Source organism: Streptomyces kanasensis (assembly GCF_043077165.1).
GTDB lineage: Bacteria > Actinomycetota > Actinomycetes > Streptomycetales > Streptomycetaceae > Streptomyces > Streptomyces changanensis.
The window spans coordinates 1-16,624 of sequence record NZ_JBIBSF010000010.1; the positions used below are offsets into that span (position 1 = coordinate 1).

Sequence of the window (16,624 nt, forward strand, 5' to 3'; positions counted from 1 at the left end):
TGGGGGCCCCCCGCCACTTAAAATCACACCGCCGGGGGGGGGGTTTTACCCGCCCAAACAATTTGGGGCCATATTGCGGTTTTGGGGGGGGGGGGGGGGGGGGGGGCGCGCGGGGGCGGGGGGCGTCGCCGCCCGGGCCGAGGGCCGTGCGGCGGGGACCGGGGAGGGCCGGGTCGACCGGTGTGTCCAGGCCCAGTGCCTCTTCCAGCTCCGTCTCGCGCTGGAGCATTCCCGCGCGGACGTCGAGGGCGAACTCCTTGAGCCGGTGACCGGCCTCGACCGCCTTGTCGGCGGCCTGCGCCGCGAGGCTCTCGGGGGTGAGCTGCCTGAGCTTGCGGTTGACCTTGGTGGTGGCCCACGCGCCGGCGGCCGCGCCGGCGGTGAACCAGAATGCCCGGCGGAACATGTGTCGGGTCAGCCCTTCCGGTTCCGGCCGCCGCGCGCCTGGGGCACCGTACGGCCGATGATGACGGTGCGCTTCGACCGCCCGCGCTCACGTTCGGCGGGGCGGTCGGTCTTGTCGCGGCCGAGCGCCCGGCGTACGCCGTAGCCGAACGCGGCGACCTTGACGAGGGGGCCGCCGAAGGTCGAGGCCACGGTGGAGGAGAGCGCGGAGGCGTTGGAGGTGACCTCCTGGACGTCCGAGGCGATCGCGTCGACCCGGTCGAGCTGGGTCTGCGCGGAGCGCACGGTCGCCGAGGCGTCGGCCAGCAGGGGGACGGCCTGCTCGGTCACGTCCGCCACGAGCCGGGTGGTCGCCCTGAGCGTCTGGGCCAGCCTCACCAGCACCACGGCCAGGAAGGACACCAGGATCGCCCAGAAGACGGCCACCAGGATCCCGGCAACCTCTCCACCGGTCACTGTGCGCACCGCTCTCTGCTCGTCGAAGCCCGTTGATTGTTCGGCAGCTGAAAAGTCGTCCTCCGAGCCTATCGCGCCCGTGGTGGCTCCCCGAACCGGATCCGCCGCCCCCGGACCGCCCGCGACAGGCCGATTGTACGGAGAGCACTGCCGTCGGTACGCTCCGTGTCCCATGCGACGGAGCAATCTCCCGGCGGAGCTCGACGGGTTCGTGGGCCGCGCGGCCGAACGGGCGGAACTCGACGGACTGCTGGCGCGGTTCCGGCTCGTCACGGTGGTGGGCGTGGGGGGCGTCGGCAAGTCGAGGCTGGCGCTGAGGGCCGCGCGCGCGGCGCAGAATCGCTACTGCGACGGGGCGTGGCTGGTGGAGCTGGCCCACCTGCGCGACCCGGGTCTGCTGGAGCACGCGCTGCTGGAGGCGCTGGGCCTGGCGGACGGGACGAGCAGGCCGCCGCGGGAGGTGCTCGCCGACCATCTGGCCGACCGGCGGCTGCTGCTGGTCCTGGACGGCTTCGAGCACCTGGTGGACGTGTGTGCGGAGTCGGTGCGGCGGCTGCTGCGGAGCGCGCCGGGGCTGACCGTGCTGGCGGCCGGCAGGCGGCCGCTGCGGCTGGACGGCGAGGCGGTGCTGCCGCTGGCGCCGATGTCCGAGGAGGACGCGGTGCGGCTGTTCACGGAGCGGGCGGTGGCGGCGTGGCCCGCGTTCGGCTCCGAGGTCGGCGCTCCGGTGCGGGAGCTGTGCCGGCGGCTGGACGGGATCCCGCTCGCGCTGGAGCTGGCCGCGGGCCGGTTGCCGGCGCTGACGGTGGAGCAGGTGCTGCACCGGTTGGACGACCGGTTCCGGCTGCTGACCGGCGGGACGCGGGGGGCGCCGGCGCGCCACCGGACGCTGCGGACGGCGATCGGGTGGAGCCACGAGCTGTGCACGCCGCAGGAGCGGCTGCTGTGGGCGCGACTGTCGGTGTTCGCCGGGCCCTTCGACCTGGAGGCGGCGGAGTACGTGTGCGGCGGACCCGACCTGCCGGCGGACCGGGTGCTGGACGTACTGGGCGAGCTGGTGGCCCAGTCGGTGGTGGCGAGGGAGGCGGACCCGGCGGGGCCGCGCTTCCGCGTGCTGGACACGGTCGCGGCGTACGGGGCGGAGTGGCTGGAGGCCCTGGGGGACGCGCGCCGGGTGCGGCGGCGGCACCGGGACTGGTACATGGGGCTGGCCACCTGGTGCGAGCTGGACTGGTTCGGTCCCCGGCAGGCGGAGGTCGCGGCGTGCGCGGCGAGCGCGCTGCCGAACCTGCGGGCGGCGTTGGAGGTGTGCCTGGAGACGCCGGGCGAGGCGCACCTGGCGCAGCACCTGTCGGGCACGCTCTGGTTCTACTGGGTGGGGTGCGGGCGGCTCGCGGAGGGGCGGCACTGGCTGGACCGGTCGCTGTCGTCGGCCTCGGACCACGAGGAGGCGCGGCTGAAGGCGCTGCGGGTGCTGGGGTACGTGGCGATCCTGCAGGGGGACCGGACGGCGGCGCTGCGGGCGCTGCACGAGTGCGGCGAGCGGGCGGCGCTCGGCGGCAACGCGCTGGCCGCGGCGTACACGACGCACCGCGCGGGGTGCCTGGCGCTGCTGTCGGACGACATGCCGCGCGCCGAGGAGCTGCTGGGCCGGGCGCTGGGGGCGTACCGGGAGCTCGGGGAGCTGAACAGCCAGGTGCTGATGGGGCAGGTGGAGCTGGCGATCACCCGGGTGTTCCAGGGGGACCTGGAGTCGGCCGTCGCCCTGTGCGAGGACGTGCGGGAGGTGTGCGAGGAGCGCGGCGAGCGGTGGACCCGGGCGTACGCGCTGTACGTGCTGGCGTACGCGGCGTGGACGCGCGGCGACCATGCGGCGGCGCGGGGACTGCTCGACGAGTGCGTGGCGATCGACCACGCCTTCCACGACCTGGTGGGGCTGGTCCTGGCGGTGGAGCTGCTGGCGTTGGTGACGGCGAGCGAGGGCGATCCGGCGGAGGCCGCGGTGCTCCAGGGGGCGGCCGGCGCGATGTGGGAGAAGGTGGGGCCGCCGCTGTTCGGTTCGGCGTACTTCAGCGCCCCGCGGACCCTGTGCGAGCAGCGGGCCGTCGAGGCGCTGGGCGCGGAGCGCTTCGCGGGGCACCTGGCGGAGGGCGGGCGGCTGTCGCTCGACGAGGCGGTGGCGCGGGCGCTGGCCGGGCGGGGGCGGCGCGGGGCCGGGGAGGCGGTGGGCGGGCGGGCCCGGCGCGGTGGCCGGTGGGTGCCGGGCATGCGGAAGCCCGCCGGCTCCCCCACCCGGAAGGGCGGGGAGACGGCGGGCTGATACCGCTGCGGTGGAGTGGTACCGCGCCCGGGTCAGCGGGCGTAGTACTCGACGACCAGCTGCTCGTCGCAGATGACCGGGATCTCCTTGCGGTTCGGCTCGCGGTCGAGGCGGAAGGCGAGGGCCTTCAGGTTGACCTGCAGGTAGCGCGGGATCTCGCCGTCGGGGGCGAAGCCGCCCTCACGGGAGACCTGGAACAGCGTCTTGCTGCGCGAGCGCTCGCGGACCATCACGACGTCGTCGGGGCGGACGCGGAAGGACGGCTTGTCGACCTTGCCGCCGTTGACCTCGATGTGGCCGTGGACGACCATCTGACGGGCCTGGTAGATGGTGCGGGCGATGCCCGAACGCAGGACCAGGGCGTCGAGGCGGCGCTCGAGCTCGACGACCAGCGCCTCGCCCGTCTTGCCCTCGGCCTTCTTGGCGCGGTCGTAGGCGCGGGCCATCTGGCGCTCGCTGATGTCGTACTGGGCGCGCAGACGCTGCTTCTCCAGCAGACGGACCTTGTAGTCCGAGTTCTGCTTGCGGCCCCGGCCGTGCTCACCCGGCGGGTACGGGCGGGCCTCGAAGTACTTGACGGCCTTCGGCGTCAGGGCGATGCCGAGCGCACGGGACTTCTTGACCTTGGGACGCGACTGGTTAGGCACGTTCTCCAGACCTCCGAAATAGGTTAGGTTAGGCTCACCTTACTCAAGGAGATCGCATGTCTCGCCCTGGGAACACCACGCGCATCACAGACAGCAGCACAAAGAGCGATGCCTCTCAGAAGGGCATCGATGTGACGGAGGTCCGATCAGCTCATGGTCAGCCGCGTCCCAGCGGGCTTGAGATCGCCCGGATGCCGTCAGCAGCCGAGCGCACACGAACTCTCGTACAGGGTACATGCTCCGCGGTCCTGCTGATCCCCGGGGCGACCGCACCCCTCCTCGACCAGCTCGCCCCCGACGCCCGAGCCGTCGGCCCCGACGGGGAGGTCCTGCTGCTGTACCCGGCCGACTCCCCCGCCGTACGGGCCGCCACGCACGCGCAGGACGACGAGCTGCCCGCCGTGCTGGAGCTCACCGACGTGGCCCCCGTCGCCGTGCCCAACCGGGTCCGCGGCCGCGCCTGGGCCTCGGGCTGGCTCACGGTCCTGCCGGGCGTCGCCGCCGAGCCCGGCCACACGATGCTCCGCCTGGAGGTCGGCGACCTGTACGTCGACGACCTGTGGGGCGCCGACCCCGTCGACCCGGAGGAGTTCGCCCGGGCGGTCCCGGACCCGCTCCGCCACCACGAGACCGAACTGCTCCAGCACCTGGCCGCCGCCCACGACGACCAGATGCTCGCGCTCACCGCGCTGCTCGGTGAGCGCGCCGGCACCGGGCCCTCGGCCGTGCGCGAGGTGGTGCCGCTCGCCCTCGACCGGTTCGGCCTGCGGGTCCGCTGCCGCGACGCCGACCGCCGCACCTTCGACGCGCGCTTCGACTTCCCCGAACCCGTCCGGGACGTGCACGGTCTGCGGCGCGCCATGCACGCCCTCTTCGAGGCGGCGGCCCAGGAGGACTGAGCGGGGCGGGCGCTCCCGGGGAACCGAGCCCGCCGAGCGCTGCAGGAGGGCCGGGCGCTTCAGGCGGGCCGGACCGGGGGCCGAGGCGCTTTCGGCAGACGGCGGCCGACCCGCGAACGGCGCCGGACCAGGCCCCGGACCGGGACGAGGACCCGGACCAGGACCGGGATCAGGACGGCGCCGGCCCCGACGCGTCGCCGCGCAGGCGCCCGCGCACCTTCTCCACGACGTCCGCGTACCGCGCCTCGGCGCCGTACCGCGTGGGGCGGTAGTACTGCCGGCCCTGGACGGTGTCCGGGGCGTACTGCTGGGCGGCGATGCCGCCGGGGACGTCGTGCGGGTAGACGTAGCCCTGGGCGTGCCCCAGCTTGGCCGCGCCCTTGTAGTGGCCGTCGCGCAGGTGGGACGGCACCGGGCCGGCCAGCCCGGCCCGGACGTCCGCCTGGGCCGCCTGGATGGCGAGCGTCGCCGCGTTCGACTTGGGGGCGAGGGCGAGGGCGATGGTGGCGTGGCTGAGCGTCAGCGCGGCCTCCGGGAAGCCGATCATCGCCACCGCCTGGGCCGCCGCGACCGCCGTGGGCAGGGCGGTCGGGTCGGCGAGGCCGATGTCCTCGCTCGCGGAGATCATCAGCCGGCGGGCGATGAACCGCGGGTCCTCCCCCGCCTCGATCATCCGGGCCAGGTAGTGCAGCGCCGCGTCCACGTCCGAGCCCCGGATCGACTTGATCAGGGCGCTCGCCACGTCGTAGTGCTGGTCGCCGTCCCGGTCGTAGGCCACGGCGGCGCGGTCGACGGTCTCCTCCAGCGTCGCCAGGGTGATCTCCGGCTCGCCCTTCGCCAGGGCCGCGCCGGCCGCGGCCTCCAGTGCCGTCAGCGCGCGCCGGGCGTCGCCGCCCGCGATGCGCAGCAGGTGCGCCTCGGCGTCCTCGGGGAGCGTGACGGCCCCGCCCAGGCCCCGCTCCTCGGTGAGCGCGCGCGCCAGCAGCCCGCGCAGGTCGTCGTCGGTGAGCGGCTCCAGGGTGAGCAGCAGGGAGCGGGAGAGCAGCGGGGAGATCACCGAGAAGTACGGGTTCTCCGTCGTCGCCGCGATGAGCGTGACCCAGCGGTTCTCCACGGCCGGCAGCAGCGAGTCCTGCTGTGCCTTGCTGAACCGGTGGATCTCGTCGAGGAACAGCACGGTCTCCTTGCCGAAGCCGCCCGCCGCGCGGCGGGCCCCCTCGATGACCGCGCGGACCTCCTTGACGCCGGCGGTGATCGCGGAGAGCTCCACGAACCGCTTGTTGGTGGCCTTGGACACCACGTAGGCGAGAGTGGTCTTGCCGATGCCGGGCGGCCCCCACAGGATCACGGAGGAGGCCCCGGCCGGGCCGCCCGCGCCGTCCCCGACGAGCCGGCGCAGCGGCGATCCCGGCTTCAGCAGGTGCCGCTGGCCGACGACCTCGTCCAGGGTGCGCGGGCGCATCCGGACCGCCAGCGGGCTGCTGGACGGGTTCTTCTCCTGGCGGTCCTCGGCTGCGGCGGTAAAGAGGTCGGGCTCCACGACGTGAAGCCTATGCCAGCCCACTGACAGGGCCCCCGGGGGCCCGTGCCCGTCACCGGGTCCAGAAGTCCCAGAAGCGCGTCAGGATGAGCATGCCGATGATCCCGATGTGCACGACAGGCAGCACCCAGGTGAACTCGTCGAGGAAGCGGCGCAGCCAGGCGGGCGCGGGCAGGACGCCGTTGCGGACGTTGTGCGAGGTCACGTACCAGAACATGACGATGGTCGCGACCCAGGCGAGGCAGCACCACAGGCACAGGGCGTTGATGGCGTACAGGGACTGCGCCGTCAGCCAGGCGCAGAAGACCACGCCGAAGAGGGTGCCGGCGTTCAGGCCGAGCCAGTACCAGCGGCGGTAGCGGGCGCCCGCGAGGAGGCCGACGCCGATCGCGATCACCATGCCGTACGTGACGAGGCCGAGCATCGGATTGGGGAAGCCGAAGACCGATGCCTGCTCGCTCTTCATGATGCTGCCGCAGGCCAGCACCGGGTTGAAGCTGCACCCGGGGACGAAGGTGGGGTCCTCGAGGATCTTGAACTTGTCGAGGGTGATCACCCACGCGGCGAGCAGCCCGGCCGCGCCGGTGACGACCAGCATCCAGGCGAACGCCCGGCCCGCACCGAGGGAGCGGGAGTCCGGGGACCTCTCGTCAACCGCCGCTTTCGTCGTCATACCAGCCGTTCCGTCAGTAGGGGGGTGGGGTGGTGCGCCCTGCAGGCAGTGGTCATTGTGCCGGACGGGGGCACCGTTCCGCCGTTCGATGGACATAAGGAGGGCGGGGCACCCGCGTGCGGTGCCCCGCCCTCCTTGTGTCCCGCGGCCCGGGCGGGGCCGCGTCGGCCCGATGGGGCCGGGCCCGCCCGGTGAGGCCGTGTCGGCCCCGGTCAGGCCGTCCTGTCCCGCAGGGTGGCCACGACCGCGTCCAGCGCGACCGGCTCCTGCTCGCCGGTCTCCATGTCCTTGAGCTGGACGACGCCGTCGGCGAGGTCGCGCTCACCCGCGACGAGCGCGTACCGGGCGCCCGAGCGGTTCGCCGCCTTCATGCCCGCCTTCATGCTCTTGCCGCCGTACGCCATGTCCGTGGCGACACCGGCCTTGCGCAGCTGCGTGACCAGCCCGAACAGGCGCCGCCTGGCGTCCTCGCCCACCGCCACGGCGAAGACGTCCGTCGCCGCCGGGACGTCGAGGGTCACGCCCTCCGCCTCCAGGGCGAGGACCGTGCGGTCGACGCCGAGGGCCCAGCCGACGGACGGCAGCGCCGGGCCGCCGATCATCTCGGACAGACCGTCGTACCGGCCGCCGCCCCCCACCGCGGACTGCGCGCCGAGCCCGTCGTGGACGAACTCGAAGGTGGTGCGGGTGTAGTAGTCGAGCCCGCGCACCAGCCGCTCGTCGTCCTCGAAGGCGACGCCCGCCGCGGTCAGCAGCTCGCGCACCTCCTGGTGGTACGCCTTGCACGCCTCGCAGAGGTGGTCGCGCAGCAGCGGCGCGCCGACCAGTTGCGCCTGGACGTCCTTGCGCTTGTCGTCGAGGACCCGCAGCGGGTTGATCTCGACGCGGCGCCGGGTGTCCTCGTCGAGGTCCAGGCCGCGCAGGAAGCCCTGGAGCGCCTCGCGGTAGGCGGGGCGGCACTCCTGGTCGCCCAGCGAGTTCAGCAGGATGCGGAAGTTCCGCAGGCCCAGCGAGCGGTACGCCTGGTCGGCGAGGATGATCAGCTCGGCGTCCAGCGCCGGGTCCTCGGCGCCGATCGCCTCGGCGCCGACCTGCGAGAAGTGGCGGTAGCGGCCCTTCTGCGGGCGCTCGTAGCGGTAGTACGAGCCGGAGTACCAGAGCTTGACGGGGAGGTTGCCGGCCTTGTGGAGGTTGGCCTCCAGGGCGGCGCGCAGGACGGAGGCGGTGCCTTCGGGGCGCAGGGCGAGGCGGTCGCCGCCCTTGGTCTCGAAGGCGTACATCTCCTTGGTCACGATGTCGGTGGACTCGCCGACACCGCGCGCGAACAGCTCGACGTTCTCGAAGCCGGGCGTCTCGACGTAGCCGTAGCCGGAGGAGCGCAGCGGAGCGGCGATCGCCTCACGGACGGCCAGGTACGTCGCCGAGACGGGCGGCAGCAGGTCGTAGGTGCCCTTGGGGGCCTGGAAAGTACTCACGGGGTCTCTCGTCACATTCCTCGTCGGGGAGCCGAGGGGCTCCCTTGGCCGTCCGCCACCTGCCGCAGGTACGGGTTGGCGGCGCGCTCGCGGCCGATGGTCGTCTGGGGGCCGTGGCCGGACAGCACCACGGTCGAGTCGTCGAGCGGCAGGCACACACGGGCCAGCGACGCGAGCATCTCGTCCATGTCACCGCCGGGCAGGTCGGTGCGTCCGATGGAGCCGGCGAAGAGCAGGTCGCCCGAGAAGAAGACCGGCGGGACGTCCGCGGCCTCGGGCATCCCGAAGGTCACCGACCCCTTGGTATGGCCGGGCGCGTGCGCGACCGTGAGCTCCAGTCCGGCCAGCTCCAGGCGGGCGCCGTCGGTGAGCTCGTGGACGTCGTCCGGCTCCCCCACGGTCAGCTCGCCCATGAGCGGCATGCCGATCGAGCGGCCGAGGGCCTTCTCGGGGTCGCTCATCATGTACCGGTCGGCCGGGTGGATCCACGCGGGCACGTCGTGGGCACCGCAGACGGGGACGACGGACGCGACGTGGTCGATGTGTCCGTGGGTGAGCACGACCGCCACGGGCTTGAGCCGATGCTTCTTCAGCGTCTCCTCGACGCCGGCGGCCGCCCGGTGGCCGGGGTCGATGATCACGCACTCCTCGCCCGCGGCGGGGGCGACCAGGTAGCAGTTGGTCCCCCAGGCCCCGGCCGGGAACCCGGCAATAAGCACGATCGTCCTCAGATAGTCGTCCGGCGGAAGAATGCAGCAGATCAGAGCCTACCGGCGCTGCTCTTTCCACAGCCAACCCGTATACGGTACGGGCACACCAGCCCCGGACGGGACGGCGACGACGGAGGAGGAGAGGACCCGGTGGTCAGCAACGATCAGCGGCGGCGGCAGCTCGCGCGGGAGAAGTTCGAGCGGCAGCAGCGCCGCCGCGAGGAGTCGCGCAGGAAGGCCAAGCGGCGCAACACCGTCGTCGCCGCGGTGCTCGCCGTGGTGCTCGCGGCGGGCGGGGCGGTGTACGCCTCGGTCCAGCTGACCGGCGACGGCCGCGACGACGTGGACGGCGCTGCGGCAGGGAGCCCGAGCCCGACGCCGAGCGCGCCCTCCCCGTCCCCCTCGCCCGAGCCGTCGATGGCGGTGGACACCGCGGCGACGTACACGATGGCGCTCAGGACCAACCACGGCGACGTCACGGTCGCGATGGACGCCGCGAAGACGCCGCGCACGGTGAACTCCTTCCGGCACCTCGCCGGGCGCGGGTACTTCGACGGGACGACCTGCCACCGGCTGACCACACAGGGCATCTTCGTGCTCCAGTGCGGCGACCCCACGGGCGACGGCACGGGCGGCCCCGGCTACCACGTGCCGGACGAGAACCTCGCCTCCCTCGGCAAGCCCGGGGCGAACGGCAAGGTGACCTTCAAGGCCGGCACGGTCGCCATGGCCAACACCGGTGCGCCGAACAGCGGCGGCAGCCAGTTCTTCCTCGTGTACCAGGACAGCGAACTGCCTCCGGCGTACACCCCGTTCGGCACGATGGACGCGGCCGGGCTGAAGACGGTCCGGAAGATCGCCGAGGGTGGCGCCGAGGGCAGCACCGGGGACGGTGCGCCGAAGAAGCCCGTCACGATCGAAAAGGCCACGGTCAGCAAGAGGTGAACCGCTGGATTTCGGTCGCGCTGGGAGCGGACAGCCGGGCGGCCGGTCGCCTAGATTGGCGTTGTGCAGCGCGGACTGGATGCGCGCTGTGAGGGGCGGGCGAGGCCCGTCCGGGAAACTGTGGACGATGCCCGGGGGGAAGACCCCCCTTCATCGGCATCATGTGGAGGAGGCGCTGTGAGCAGCGACCCGTGGGGCCGCGTCGACGAGACGGGCACCGTGTACGTGCGTACTGCCGACGGCGAGAAGGTCGTCGGATCGTGGCAGGCCGGTTCCCCCGAGGAGGCACTGGCCTACTTCGAGCGCAAGTACGAGGGCCTGGTTGTCGAGATCGGCCTCCTCGAGCGGCGGGTGAGGACCACCGACCTGTCCGCGAAGGACGCGATGACCGCGATCGACCATCTGCGCACGCAGGTCGACGAGCACCACGCGGTCGGTGACCTCGCCGCGCTCGCCAAGCGGCTCGACAAGCTGGTCGAGACGGTCGAGTCGCGCCGCGAGGAGCGCAAGGTCCAGAAGGCGAAGCAGACCGACGAGGCGCGGCGCGCCAAGGAGGAGCTGGTCGCGGAGGCCGAGCAGCTCGCGCAGAGCGAGCAGTGGCGTTCCGCCGGTGAGCGGCTGCGGGCCCTCGTGGACACGTGGAAGGGTCTGCCGCGGCTCGACCGGAAGTCCGACGACGAGCTGTGGCACCGCTTCTCGCACGCCCGGTCGGCGTTCTCGAAGCGGCGCAAGGCGCACTTCGCGGCGCTCGACGCGCAGCGCGAGGAGGCCCGTCGGACGAAGGAACGGCTGGTCGCGGAGGCCGAGTCGCTGTCGGGCTCCACGGACTGGGGCACGACGGCCGCCCGGTACCGCGAGCTGATGACGGAGTGGAAGGCCGCGGGCCGGGCGCAGCGTGAGCACGAGGACGACCTGTGGAACCGTTTCCGCGGTGCCCAGGACGTGTTCTTCGCGGCGCGCGGCGCGGTCTTCGCCGAGCGTGACGCCGAGCAGGGCGAGAACCTCAAGCTGAAGGAGGAGCTCGCCGCCGAGGCCGAGAAGCTGCTCCCGGTGACGGACCTGAAGGCCGCGCGGGCGGCGTTCCGCTCCGTCAACGAGCGCTGGGAGGCCATCGGTCACGTGCCGCGGGACGCCCGGCCGAAGGTCGAGGCCCGGATGCACGCGGTGGAGCGGGCGATCCAGGAGGCCGAGGAGGCCGAGTGGCGCCGGACCAACCCGGAGGCGCGCGCGCGTGCCGCGGGTCTGACGGGGCAGCTCCAGGACGCGGTCGACAAGCTGCGCAAGCAGATCGACACGGCGCGCGCCGCGGGCAACGACGCCAAGGCCGAGAAGCTCGCGCGTGAGCTGGAGGGCCGCCAGGCGCTGCTCGACCAGGCGCTCAAGGGTCTGCAGGAGTTCGGCGGCTGACATCCGCCCGGCCGGTGGGTCCGCGGACCCACCGGCCCGCCGGCCCCAGGGCACATGAGGAGGGCCTCCCCGGTTCCGGGGAGGCCCTCCTCGTCGTGTGCCGTACGCCTGGGCGCCGCGCTACGGGCGGCGGGCCGACGTCACGCGGTACACGTCGTACACGCCCTCCACGCCCCGGACCGCCTTCAGGACGTGCCCCAGGTGCTTGGGGTCGCCCATCTCGAAGGTGAAGCGGGAGGTGGCCACCCGGTCGCGAGAGGTCTGGACGGCCGCGGACAGGATGTTGACGTGCTGGTCGGACAGGACGCGGGTGACGTCCGACAGGAGCCGGGAGCGGTCCAGCGCCTCGACCTGGATGGCGACGAGGAACACCGACGACTGGGTGGGCGCCCACTCGACGTCCAGCATCCGCTCGGGCTGCTGCGACAGGGAGTCGACGTTCACGCAGTCGGCGCGGTGAACCGATACTCCACTGCCCCGGGTGACGAAGCCGATGATCGGGTCGCCGGGCACGGGGGTGCAGCACCGGGCCAGCTTCACCCACACGTCCTCGACGCCCTTGACGACGACGCCCGGGTCGGCCTTGGTACGGCGCTTGCCGCGGCCGCGCGCCGGGGGCGCCGACTCGGCGATGTCCTCGGTGGCCGCCTCCTCGCCACCGAGGGCCTGGACGAGCTTCTGGACGATGGACTGGGCCGTGACGTGGCCCTCGCCGATCGCCGCGTACAGCGAGGAGATGTCGCTGTAGCGCATCTCGTGGGCGAGCGTGACCAGGGAGTCCCCGGTGAGGATCCGCTGGATCGGCAGGTTCTGCTTGCGCATGGCGCGCGCGATGGCGTCCTTGCCCTGCTCGATCGCCTCGTCGCGGCGCTCCTTGGAGAACCAGGCGCGGATCTTGTTGCGGGCCCGGGGCGACTTGACGAAGCCGAGCCAGTCGCGGGACGGTCCCGCGCCGGCCGCCTTGGAGGTGAAGACCTCCACCAGGTCACCGTTGTCGAGGGTCGACTCCAGCGGGACGAGCCGCCCGTTGACGCGGGCCCCTATGGTGCGGTGGCCGACCTCGGTGTGCACGGCGTAGGCGAAGTCCACGGGCGTGGCGCCCGCCGGGAGCGCTATGACGTCACCCTTGGGGGTGAAGACGAAGACCTCGTTGCGCGACAGGTCGAAGCGCAGGGACTCCAGGAACTCGCTGGGGTCCTCGGTCTCCTTCTGCCAGTCGAGCAGCTGGCGCAGCCACGCCATGTCGTTGACGTGGTCGTCCTTGCCGGCCTTCTTCGGCACGTCGGTGCGCACCTTGGAGGCGCCGGCGACGGCCTCCTGCTTGTACTTCCAGTGCGCGGCGATGCCGTACTCGGCCCGGCGGTGCATGTCGAAGGTGCGGATCTGCAGCTCGACGGGCTTGCCGTTGGGTCCGATGACCGTCGTGTGGAGCGACTGGTACATGTTGAACTTCGGCATCGCGATGTAGTCCTTGAACCGGCCGGGGACCGGGTTCCACCGCGCGTGGACGGTGCCGAGGGCCGCGTAGCAGTCGCGGACCGTGTCGACGAGGACGCGGATGCCCACCAGGTCGTAGATCTCCGCGAAGTCACGGCCGCGGACGATCATCTTCTGGTAGACGCTGTAGTAGTGCTTGGGGCGGCCGGTGACGGTCGCCTTGATGCGGGCGGAGCGCAGGTCGGCCTGGACCTCGTCGGTCACTATGGCGAGGTACTCGTCCCGCTTGGGGGCGCGCTCGGCGACGAGTCGGACGATCTCGTCGTACATCTTGGGGTAGAGGATCGCGAAGGCGAGGTCCTCCAGTTCCCACTTGATGGTGTTCATGCCGAGGCGGTGGGCGAGCGGCGCGTAGATCTCCAGCGTCTCGCGCGCCTTCTTCTCCTGCTTCTCCCGCTTCAGGTAGCGCATGGTGCGCATGTTGTGCAGGCGGTCGGCGAGCTTGATGACGAGGACGCGGGGGTCCTTCGCCATGGCGACGACCATCTTGCGGACCGTCTCCGCCTGGGCGGCCTCGCCGAACTTGACCTTGTCGAGCTTGGTGACGCCGTCGACGAGGAGGGCGACCTGGTCGCCGAAGTCGCGGCGCAGGTCCTCCAGGCCGTACTCGGTGTCCTCGACGGTGTCGTGGAGGAGGCCGGCCATCAGCGTCGCGGGGTCCATGCCCAGCTCGGCGAGGATGGTGGTGACGGCGAGGGGGTGCGTGATGTACGGGTCGCCGCTCTTGCGCTTCTGGCCGCGGTGCCAGCGCTCGGCCACCTGGTAGGCGAACTCGATCTGGCGCAGAGTGGCCGTTTCGATCTTCGGATCGTTGCTCCGCACTATGCGCAGGAGCGGCTCCAGGACCGGGTTGTACGGCGACGAGCGCTGGACGCCGAGCCGGGCGAGCCGGGCGCGCACGCGGTTGGAGGAGCCGGCGGCGCGGGCGGGGGCGGCGGGCGCCGGCTTGGGCGCCGAGACCGGGGCCGGGCGCGCGGCACGGGGCGGCTCCGCGGGGGCGGGCTCGGCTTCGGTGCCCTTGCCCGAGGCGTCCTGCCTGGTCGGCGGCGCGGCGGAGGACGCCGCGGCCTGGTCGGCCCGCTGGTCGGGGGTCGCGGCGGAGAGTGGCTGGGCCTCGTCTGGCAAGGGCGCTCCTCGTGCGGGTCCGGGTCCCCCGGTGAGCCCCGGAAATCCCATGGTATCCACCCCGGGCGTCCCGCTCGCCCCGGGCGGGAGCGCGGACCCCGCGGAACGGGCACCCGGGGTCGCGGATGCCCGTCAGGTGCGTTTTCGGCCGTCCCGACCGGAGCACGGCGGTCAGGGGCGCGCGACGGTCGCCCCGCACGCGGGCGCCTCCGGGTCCCGGCCGTCCGACGTGCGGGTCAGGACCACTCGAAGAGCGCCCCGCCCTTGACCTTCATCTCCTTGTTCGCGGCGGCGTTGCCCCACGGGACCCGCACCGAGCCGGTCCTGCCGCACCCGGCCTCGTGCCAGACGGTCCGCCCCCGGGTGTCGAAGCCCTTGACCCGGACGCAGATGGCCGACCCCTTGTAGACCCGCCAGCCGTACCCCATCTTCATGCCGGGCTTGCCGAAGTGGCCGCAGCTGTCCTTGACGGTGCTCCACTTCAGCGGGAGGCTGCCGGCCTTCTTCCAGCCGGTGCAGGGCCCGGCGGCGACGGCCGGGGCCTGCACCGGGGCCGCCGCGCCCCGCTCCGGCGCCACGGCCGTACCGCTCGTGCCGGCCGCGCCCGAAGCGGCGGAAGCACCCGAAGCGCCCGCCGGCGCGGTCCCCGCGGCGACGGCCGCGAGCACGGCGAACGGGACGAGACCCGTGGCGATCCTGCGTGACAGCGTCATGCGACTCCCTCTCTCGGCGACGCCGGTCCGCGGCGTCGCCGAGATCCAACCAGGGGACCGCCCCGCCCGGGGGCCGCTGACGCGGCAGTCCCGTCCCACACCACCCGATCGAGCGGACCGGGGGCACGCGAGGGGGCGCCCCGGCCCTCGGCCCGGACGCCCCCACGGCGCTGATCCCTCACGTCAGAGCTGGATGACCGCCTCCAGCGGCGCTCCGCGCAGCGCCGGCTCCAGGCGGGCGCGGCCACCGAGGAAGCCGAGCTCCATCAGCACCGACACCCCCGCGACCTCGGCCCCGGCGCGCCGGATGAGGTCCAGCGACGCCTCGGCCGTGCCGCCGGTGGCGAGCACGTCGTCGATGACCAGGACGCGGTCGCCCGCGGCGAGGTCCTCGGCGTGGACCTCGATCTCGGCCGTGCCGTACTCCAGCTCGTACGCCTGCCGGAGCGTGGCCCCGGGGAGCTTGCCCGCCTTGCGGACCGGGACGAAACCGATCCCCGCGGAGACCGCGACGGGGGCGGCGAGGATGAACCCGCGCGCCTCCAGTCCGACGATCTTCGTGGCCCCGTGGCGCACGCACTGCTCGGCGAAGACGCCGGTGAGGGCGGCGAACGCCTCGGGGTCCGCGAGCAGCGGCGTGATGTCCTTGAAGACGACGCCGGGCTTGGGGTGGTCGGCGACGTCCCGGATACGGCTGAGCAGCAGTTCCCGGACGGCTGTCGTCGTCATCAGCGCTTCTCCGTGGGACGTCCGCGGCGGCCGCGAGGACCGACGACGCCGGCGGCGGCCGCGCCCTCCGGTACCTCGGCGAGGGCGTCGCCGTCCTGCGTCTCGCCCTTGGCGGCCGCGGCGGCCCGCTTCGCCAGGACGCGCTTGCGCAGGGCGATCATCTGCGGGTCGCGCTCCTTGAGGTCCGCGACGAGCGGGGTGGCGATGAAGATGGACGAGTAGGCACCGGCCGCGAGACCGACGAACAGGGACAGCGAGATGTCGTTGAGCATGCCCGCGCCGAGGAAGCCGCCGCCGATGAAGAGCAGGCCGGCGACCGGCAGCAGCGCCACGACGGTGGTGTTGATCGAGCGGACCAGCGTGCCGTTGAGGCTGCGGTTGGCCATCTCGCTGTAGGTGTGGCGCGTCTGCTTGGTGATGTCCTTCGAGCCCTCCTTCAGACCGTCGAAGACGACGACGGTGTCGTAGAGGGAGTAGCCGAGGATGGTCAGCAGACCGATCACCGTGCCGGGTGTGACCTCGAAGCCGACCAGCGCGTACACGCCGACGGTGATCGTGAGGTCGTGGACGAGGGCGATGAGCGCGGCGAGCGCCATGCGCCACTCGAAGGCGAAGGCCAGGTAGACGACGACGAGGATCATGAAGACGCCGAGGCCGGTCCACGCCTTGTTGGCGATCTGCTCGCCCCAGCTCGGGCCCACCAGCTCGGCGGTGATCTCCTTCGCCGGGACGTCGATGCCGGCGGCGATCTCGTCCTTGAGGGCGTTGGCCTGCTTGGTGTCCAGGCCGGAGACCTGGATGCGCAGGCCGCCGGTGCCGAGCTCCTGGACGATCGCGTCGTGCCCGGCGGTCTCTTCGGCGATCTCCTCCGCCGTGGAGGCGGAGACGGTGGTCTGCGGCGTCGTGTAGACGGCGCCGCCCTTGAACTCGATGCCCATGTTCAGGCCGCGCACCGCCAGACCGGCGATGGCGGTGATCGTGATCAGGATCGAGACGGCGTACCAGAACTTGCGCTTGGCGACGAAGTCGTACCCGACCTCACCGCGGTAGAGACGGGCGCCGAGATTTCCGAGTCGCGACATC

The 16,624-nt window shown here is 72.9% G+C and carries 14 protein-coding genes and 1 pseudogene; 4 read left to right on the forward strand and 11 right to left on the reverse strand.

What is annotated here, in order from left to right:
* Positions 1 to 139: 139 nt before the first annotated feature.
* Together ACF053_RS23495 and ACF053_RS23500 are read right to left on the reverse strand one after the other, a co-directional pair.
* Positions 140 to 406: pseudogene (locus ACF053_RS23495) on the reverse strand (DUF6167 family protein); the annotation flags it as partial.
* 8 nt (positions 407 to 414) lie between these two features.
* On the reverse strand, positions 415 to 861 hold the full coding sequence (locus tag ACF053_RS23500; RefSeq protein WP_391955978.1) for a DUF948 domain-containing protein: 447 nt from the start codon (positions 859 to 861) through the stop codon (positions 415 to 417).
* Positions 862 to 1,033: 172 nt separating this feature from the next.
* Between ACF053_RS23500 and ACF053_RS23505 the strand changes: the two genes are divergently transcribed.
* The gene (locus ACF053_RS23505) at positions 1,034 to 3,181 is read left to right on the forward strand and encodes an ATP-binding protein (RefSeq protein WP_391955760.1); all 2,148 of its coding nucleotides are present in this window, start codon (positions 1,034 to 1,036) and stop codon (positions 3,179 to 3,181) included.
* A gap of 32 nt (positions 3,182 to 3,213) precedes the next feature.
* Here the strand turns inward: ACF053_RS23505 and rpsD are convergent, their stop codons facing one another.
* Positions 3,214 to 3,828: a 30S ribosomal protein S4 gene (gene rpsD / locus ACF053_RS23510; protein WP_058941104.1), complete on the reverse strand. Its 615-nt coding sequence runs from the start codon at positions 3,826 to 3,828 to the stop codon at positions 3,214 to 3,216.
* Positions 3,829 to 4,019: 191 nt separating this feature from the next.
* On the opposite strand from rpsD, the gene ACF053_RS23515 reads away from it, so the two are divergent.
* On the forward strand, positions 4,020 to 4,727 hold the full coding sequence (locus ACF053_RS23515; RefSeq protein ID WP_391955761.1) for a DUF2470 domain-containing protein: 708 nt from the start codon (positions 4,020 to 4,022) through the stop codon (positions 4,725 to 4,727).
* A 169-nt stretch (positions 4,728 to 4,896) separates the two neighbouring features.
* Here the strand turns inward: ACF053_RS23515 and ACF053_RS23520 are convergent, their stop codons facing one another.
* The 4 genes from ACF053_RS23520 to ACF053_RS23535 all read right to left on the reverse strand — a co-directional run bounded on the left by ACF053_RS23520 (position 4,897) and on the right by ACF053_RS23535 (position 9,134).
* Entirely contained in the window at positions 4,897 to 6,267 is a 1,371-nt protein-coding gene (locus tag ACF053_RS23520; RefSeq protein WP_391955762.1) for a replication-associated recombination protein A, read from the reverse strand.
* 52 nt (positions 6,268 to 6,319) lie between these two features.
* A complete protein-coding gene (locus tag ACF053_RS23525; protein ID WP_391955763.1) occupies positions 6,320 to 6,940 on the reverse strand; it encodes a vitamin K epoxide reductase family protein in 621 nt (206 codons plus the stop codon).
* Between the two features lie 212 nt (positions 6,941 to 7,152).
* Complete coding sequence (hisS, locus tag ACF053_RS23530) at positions 7,153 to 8,415, reverse strand: histidine--tRNA ligase (RefSeq protein WP_391955764.1); 1,263 nt, start codon at positions 8,413 to 8,415, stop codon at positions 7,153 to 7,155.
* 11 nt (positions 8,416 to 8,426) lie between these two features.
* Positions 8,427 to 9,134 (reverse strand): MBL fold metallo-hydrolase, encoded by a 708-nt coding sequence (locus ACF053_RS23535; protein ID WP_391955765.1) that lies wholly within the window; start codon positions 9,132 to 9,134, stop codon positions 8,427 to 8,429.
* Between the two features lie 141 nt (positions 9,135 to 9,275).
* Here ACF053_RS23535 and ACF053_RS23540 point away from each other — a divergent pair, with 141 nt between their 5' ends.
* Together ACF053_RS23540 and ACF053_RS23545 are read left to right on the forward strand one after the other, a co-directional pair.
* Positions 9,276 to 10,070: a peptidylprolyl isomerase gene (locus ACF053_RS23540; RefSeq protein ID WP_391955766.1), complete on the forward strand. Its 795-nt coding sequence runs from the start codon at positions 9,276 to 9,278 to the stop codon at positions 10,068 to 10,070.
* 177 nt (positions 10,071 to 10,247) lie between these two features.
* Positions 10,248 to 11,477, forward strand: a complete 1,230-nt coding sequence (locus ACF053_RS23545) for a DUF349 domain-containing protein (RefSeq protein ID WP_058941111.1) — start codon at positions 10,248 to 10,250, stop codon at positions 11,475 to 11,477.
* A gap of 120 nt (positions 11,478 to 11,597) precedes the next feature.
* Here the strand turns inward: ACF053_RS23545 and ACF053_RS23550 are convergent, their stop codons facing one another.
* The 4 genes from ACF053_RS23550 to secF form a co-directional block, all read right to left on the reverse strand.
* Positions 11,598 to 14,099, reverse strand: coding sequence for a RelA/SpoT family protein (locus ACF053_RS23550; RefSeq protein WP_391955767.1), 2,502 nt, complete (start codon positions 14,097 to 14,099; stop codon positions 11,598 to 11,600).
* Between the two features lie 236 nt (positions 14,100 to 14,335).
* Positions 14,336 to 14,812, reverse strand: a complete 477-nt coding sequence (locus tag ACF053_RS23555; RefSeq protein WP_391955768.1) for a hypothetical protein — start codon at positions 14,810 to 14,812, stop codon at positions 14,336 to 14,338.
* Positions 14,813 to 14,995: 183 nt separating this feature from the next.
* The gene (locus ACF053_RS23560) at positions 14,996 to 15,541 is read right to left on the reverse strand and encodes an adenine phosphoribosyltransferase (RefSeq protein ID WP_058941113.1); all 546 of its coding nucleotides are present in this window, start codon (positions 15,539 to 15,541) and stop codon (positions 14,996 to 14,998) included.
* Positions 15,541 to 16,623, reverse strand: coding sequence for a protein translocase subunit SecF (gene secF / locus ACF053_RS23565; RefSeq protein WP_391955769.1), 1,083 nt, complete (start codon positions 16,621 to 16,623; stop codon positions 15,541 to 15,543). Before secF ends, ACF053_RS23560 begins: the two co-directional genes overlap by 1 nt.
* Position 16,624: the final 1 nt, after the last annotated feature.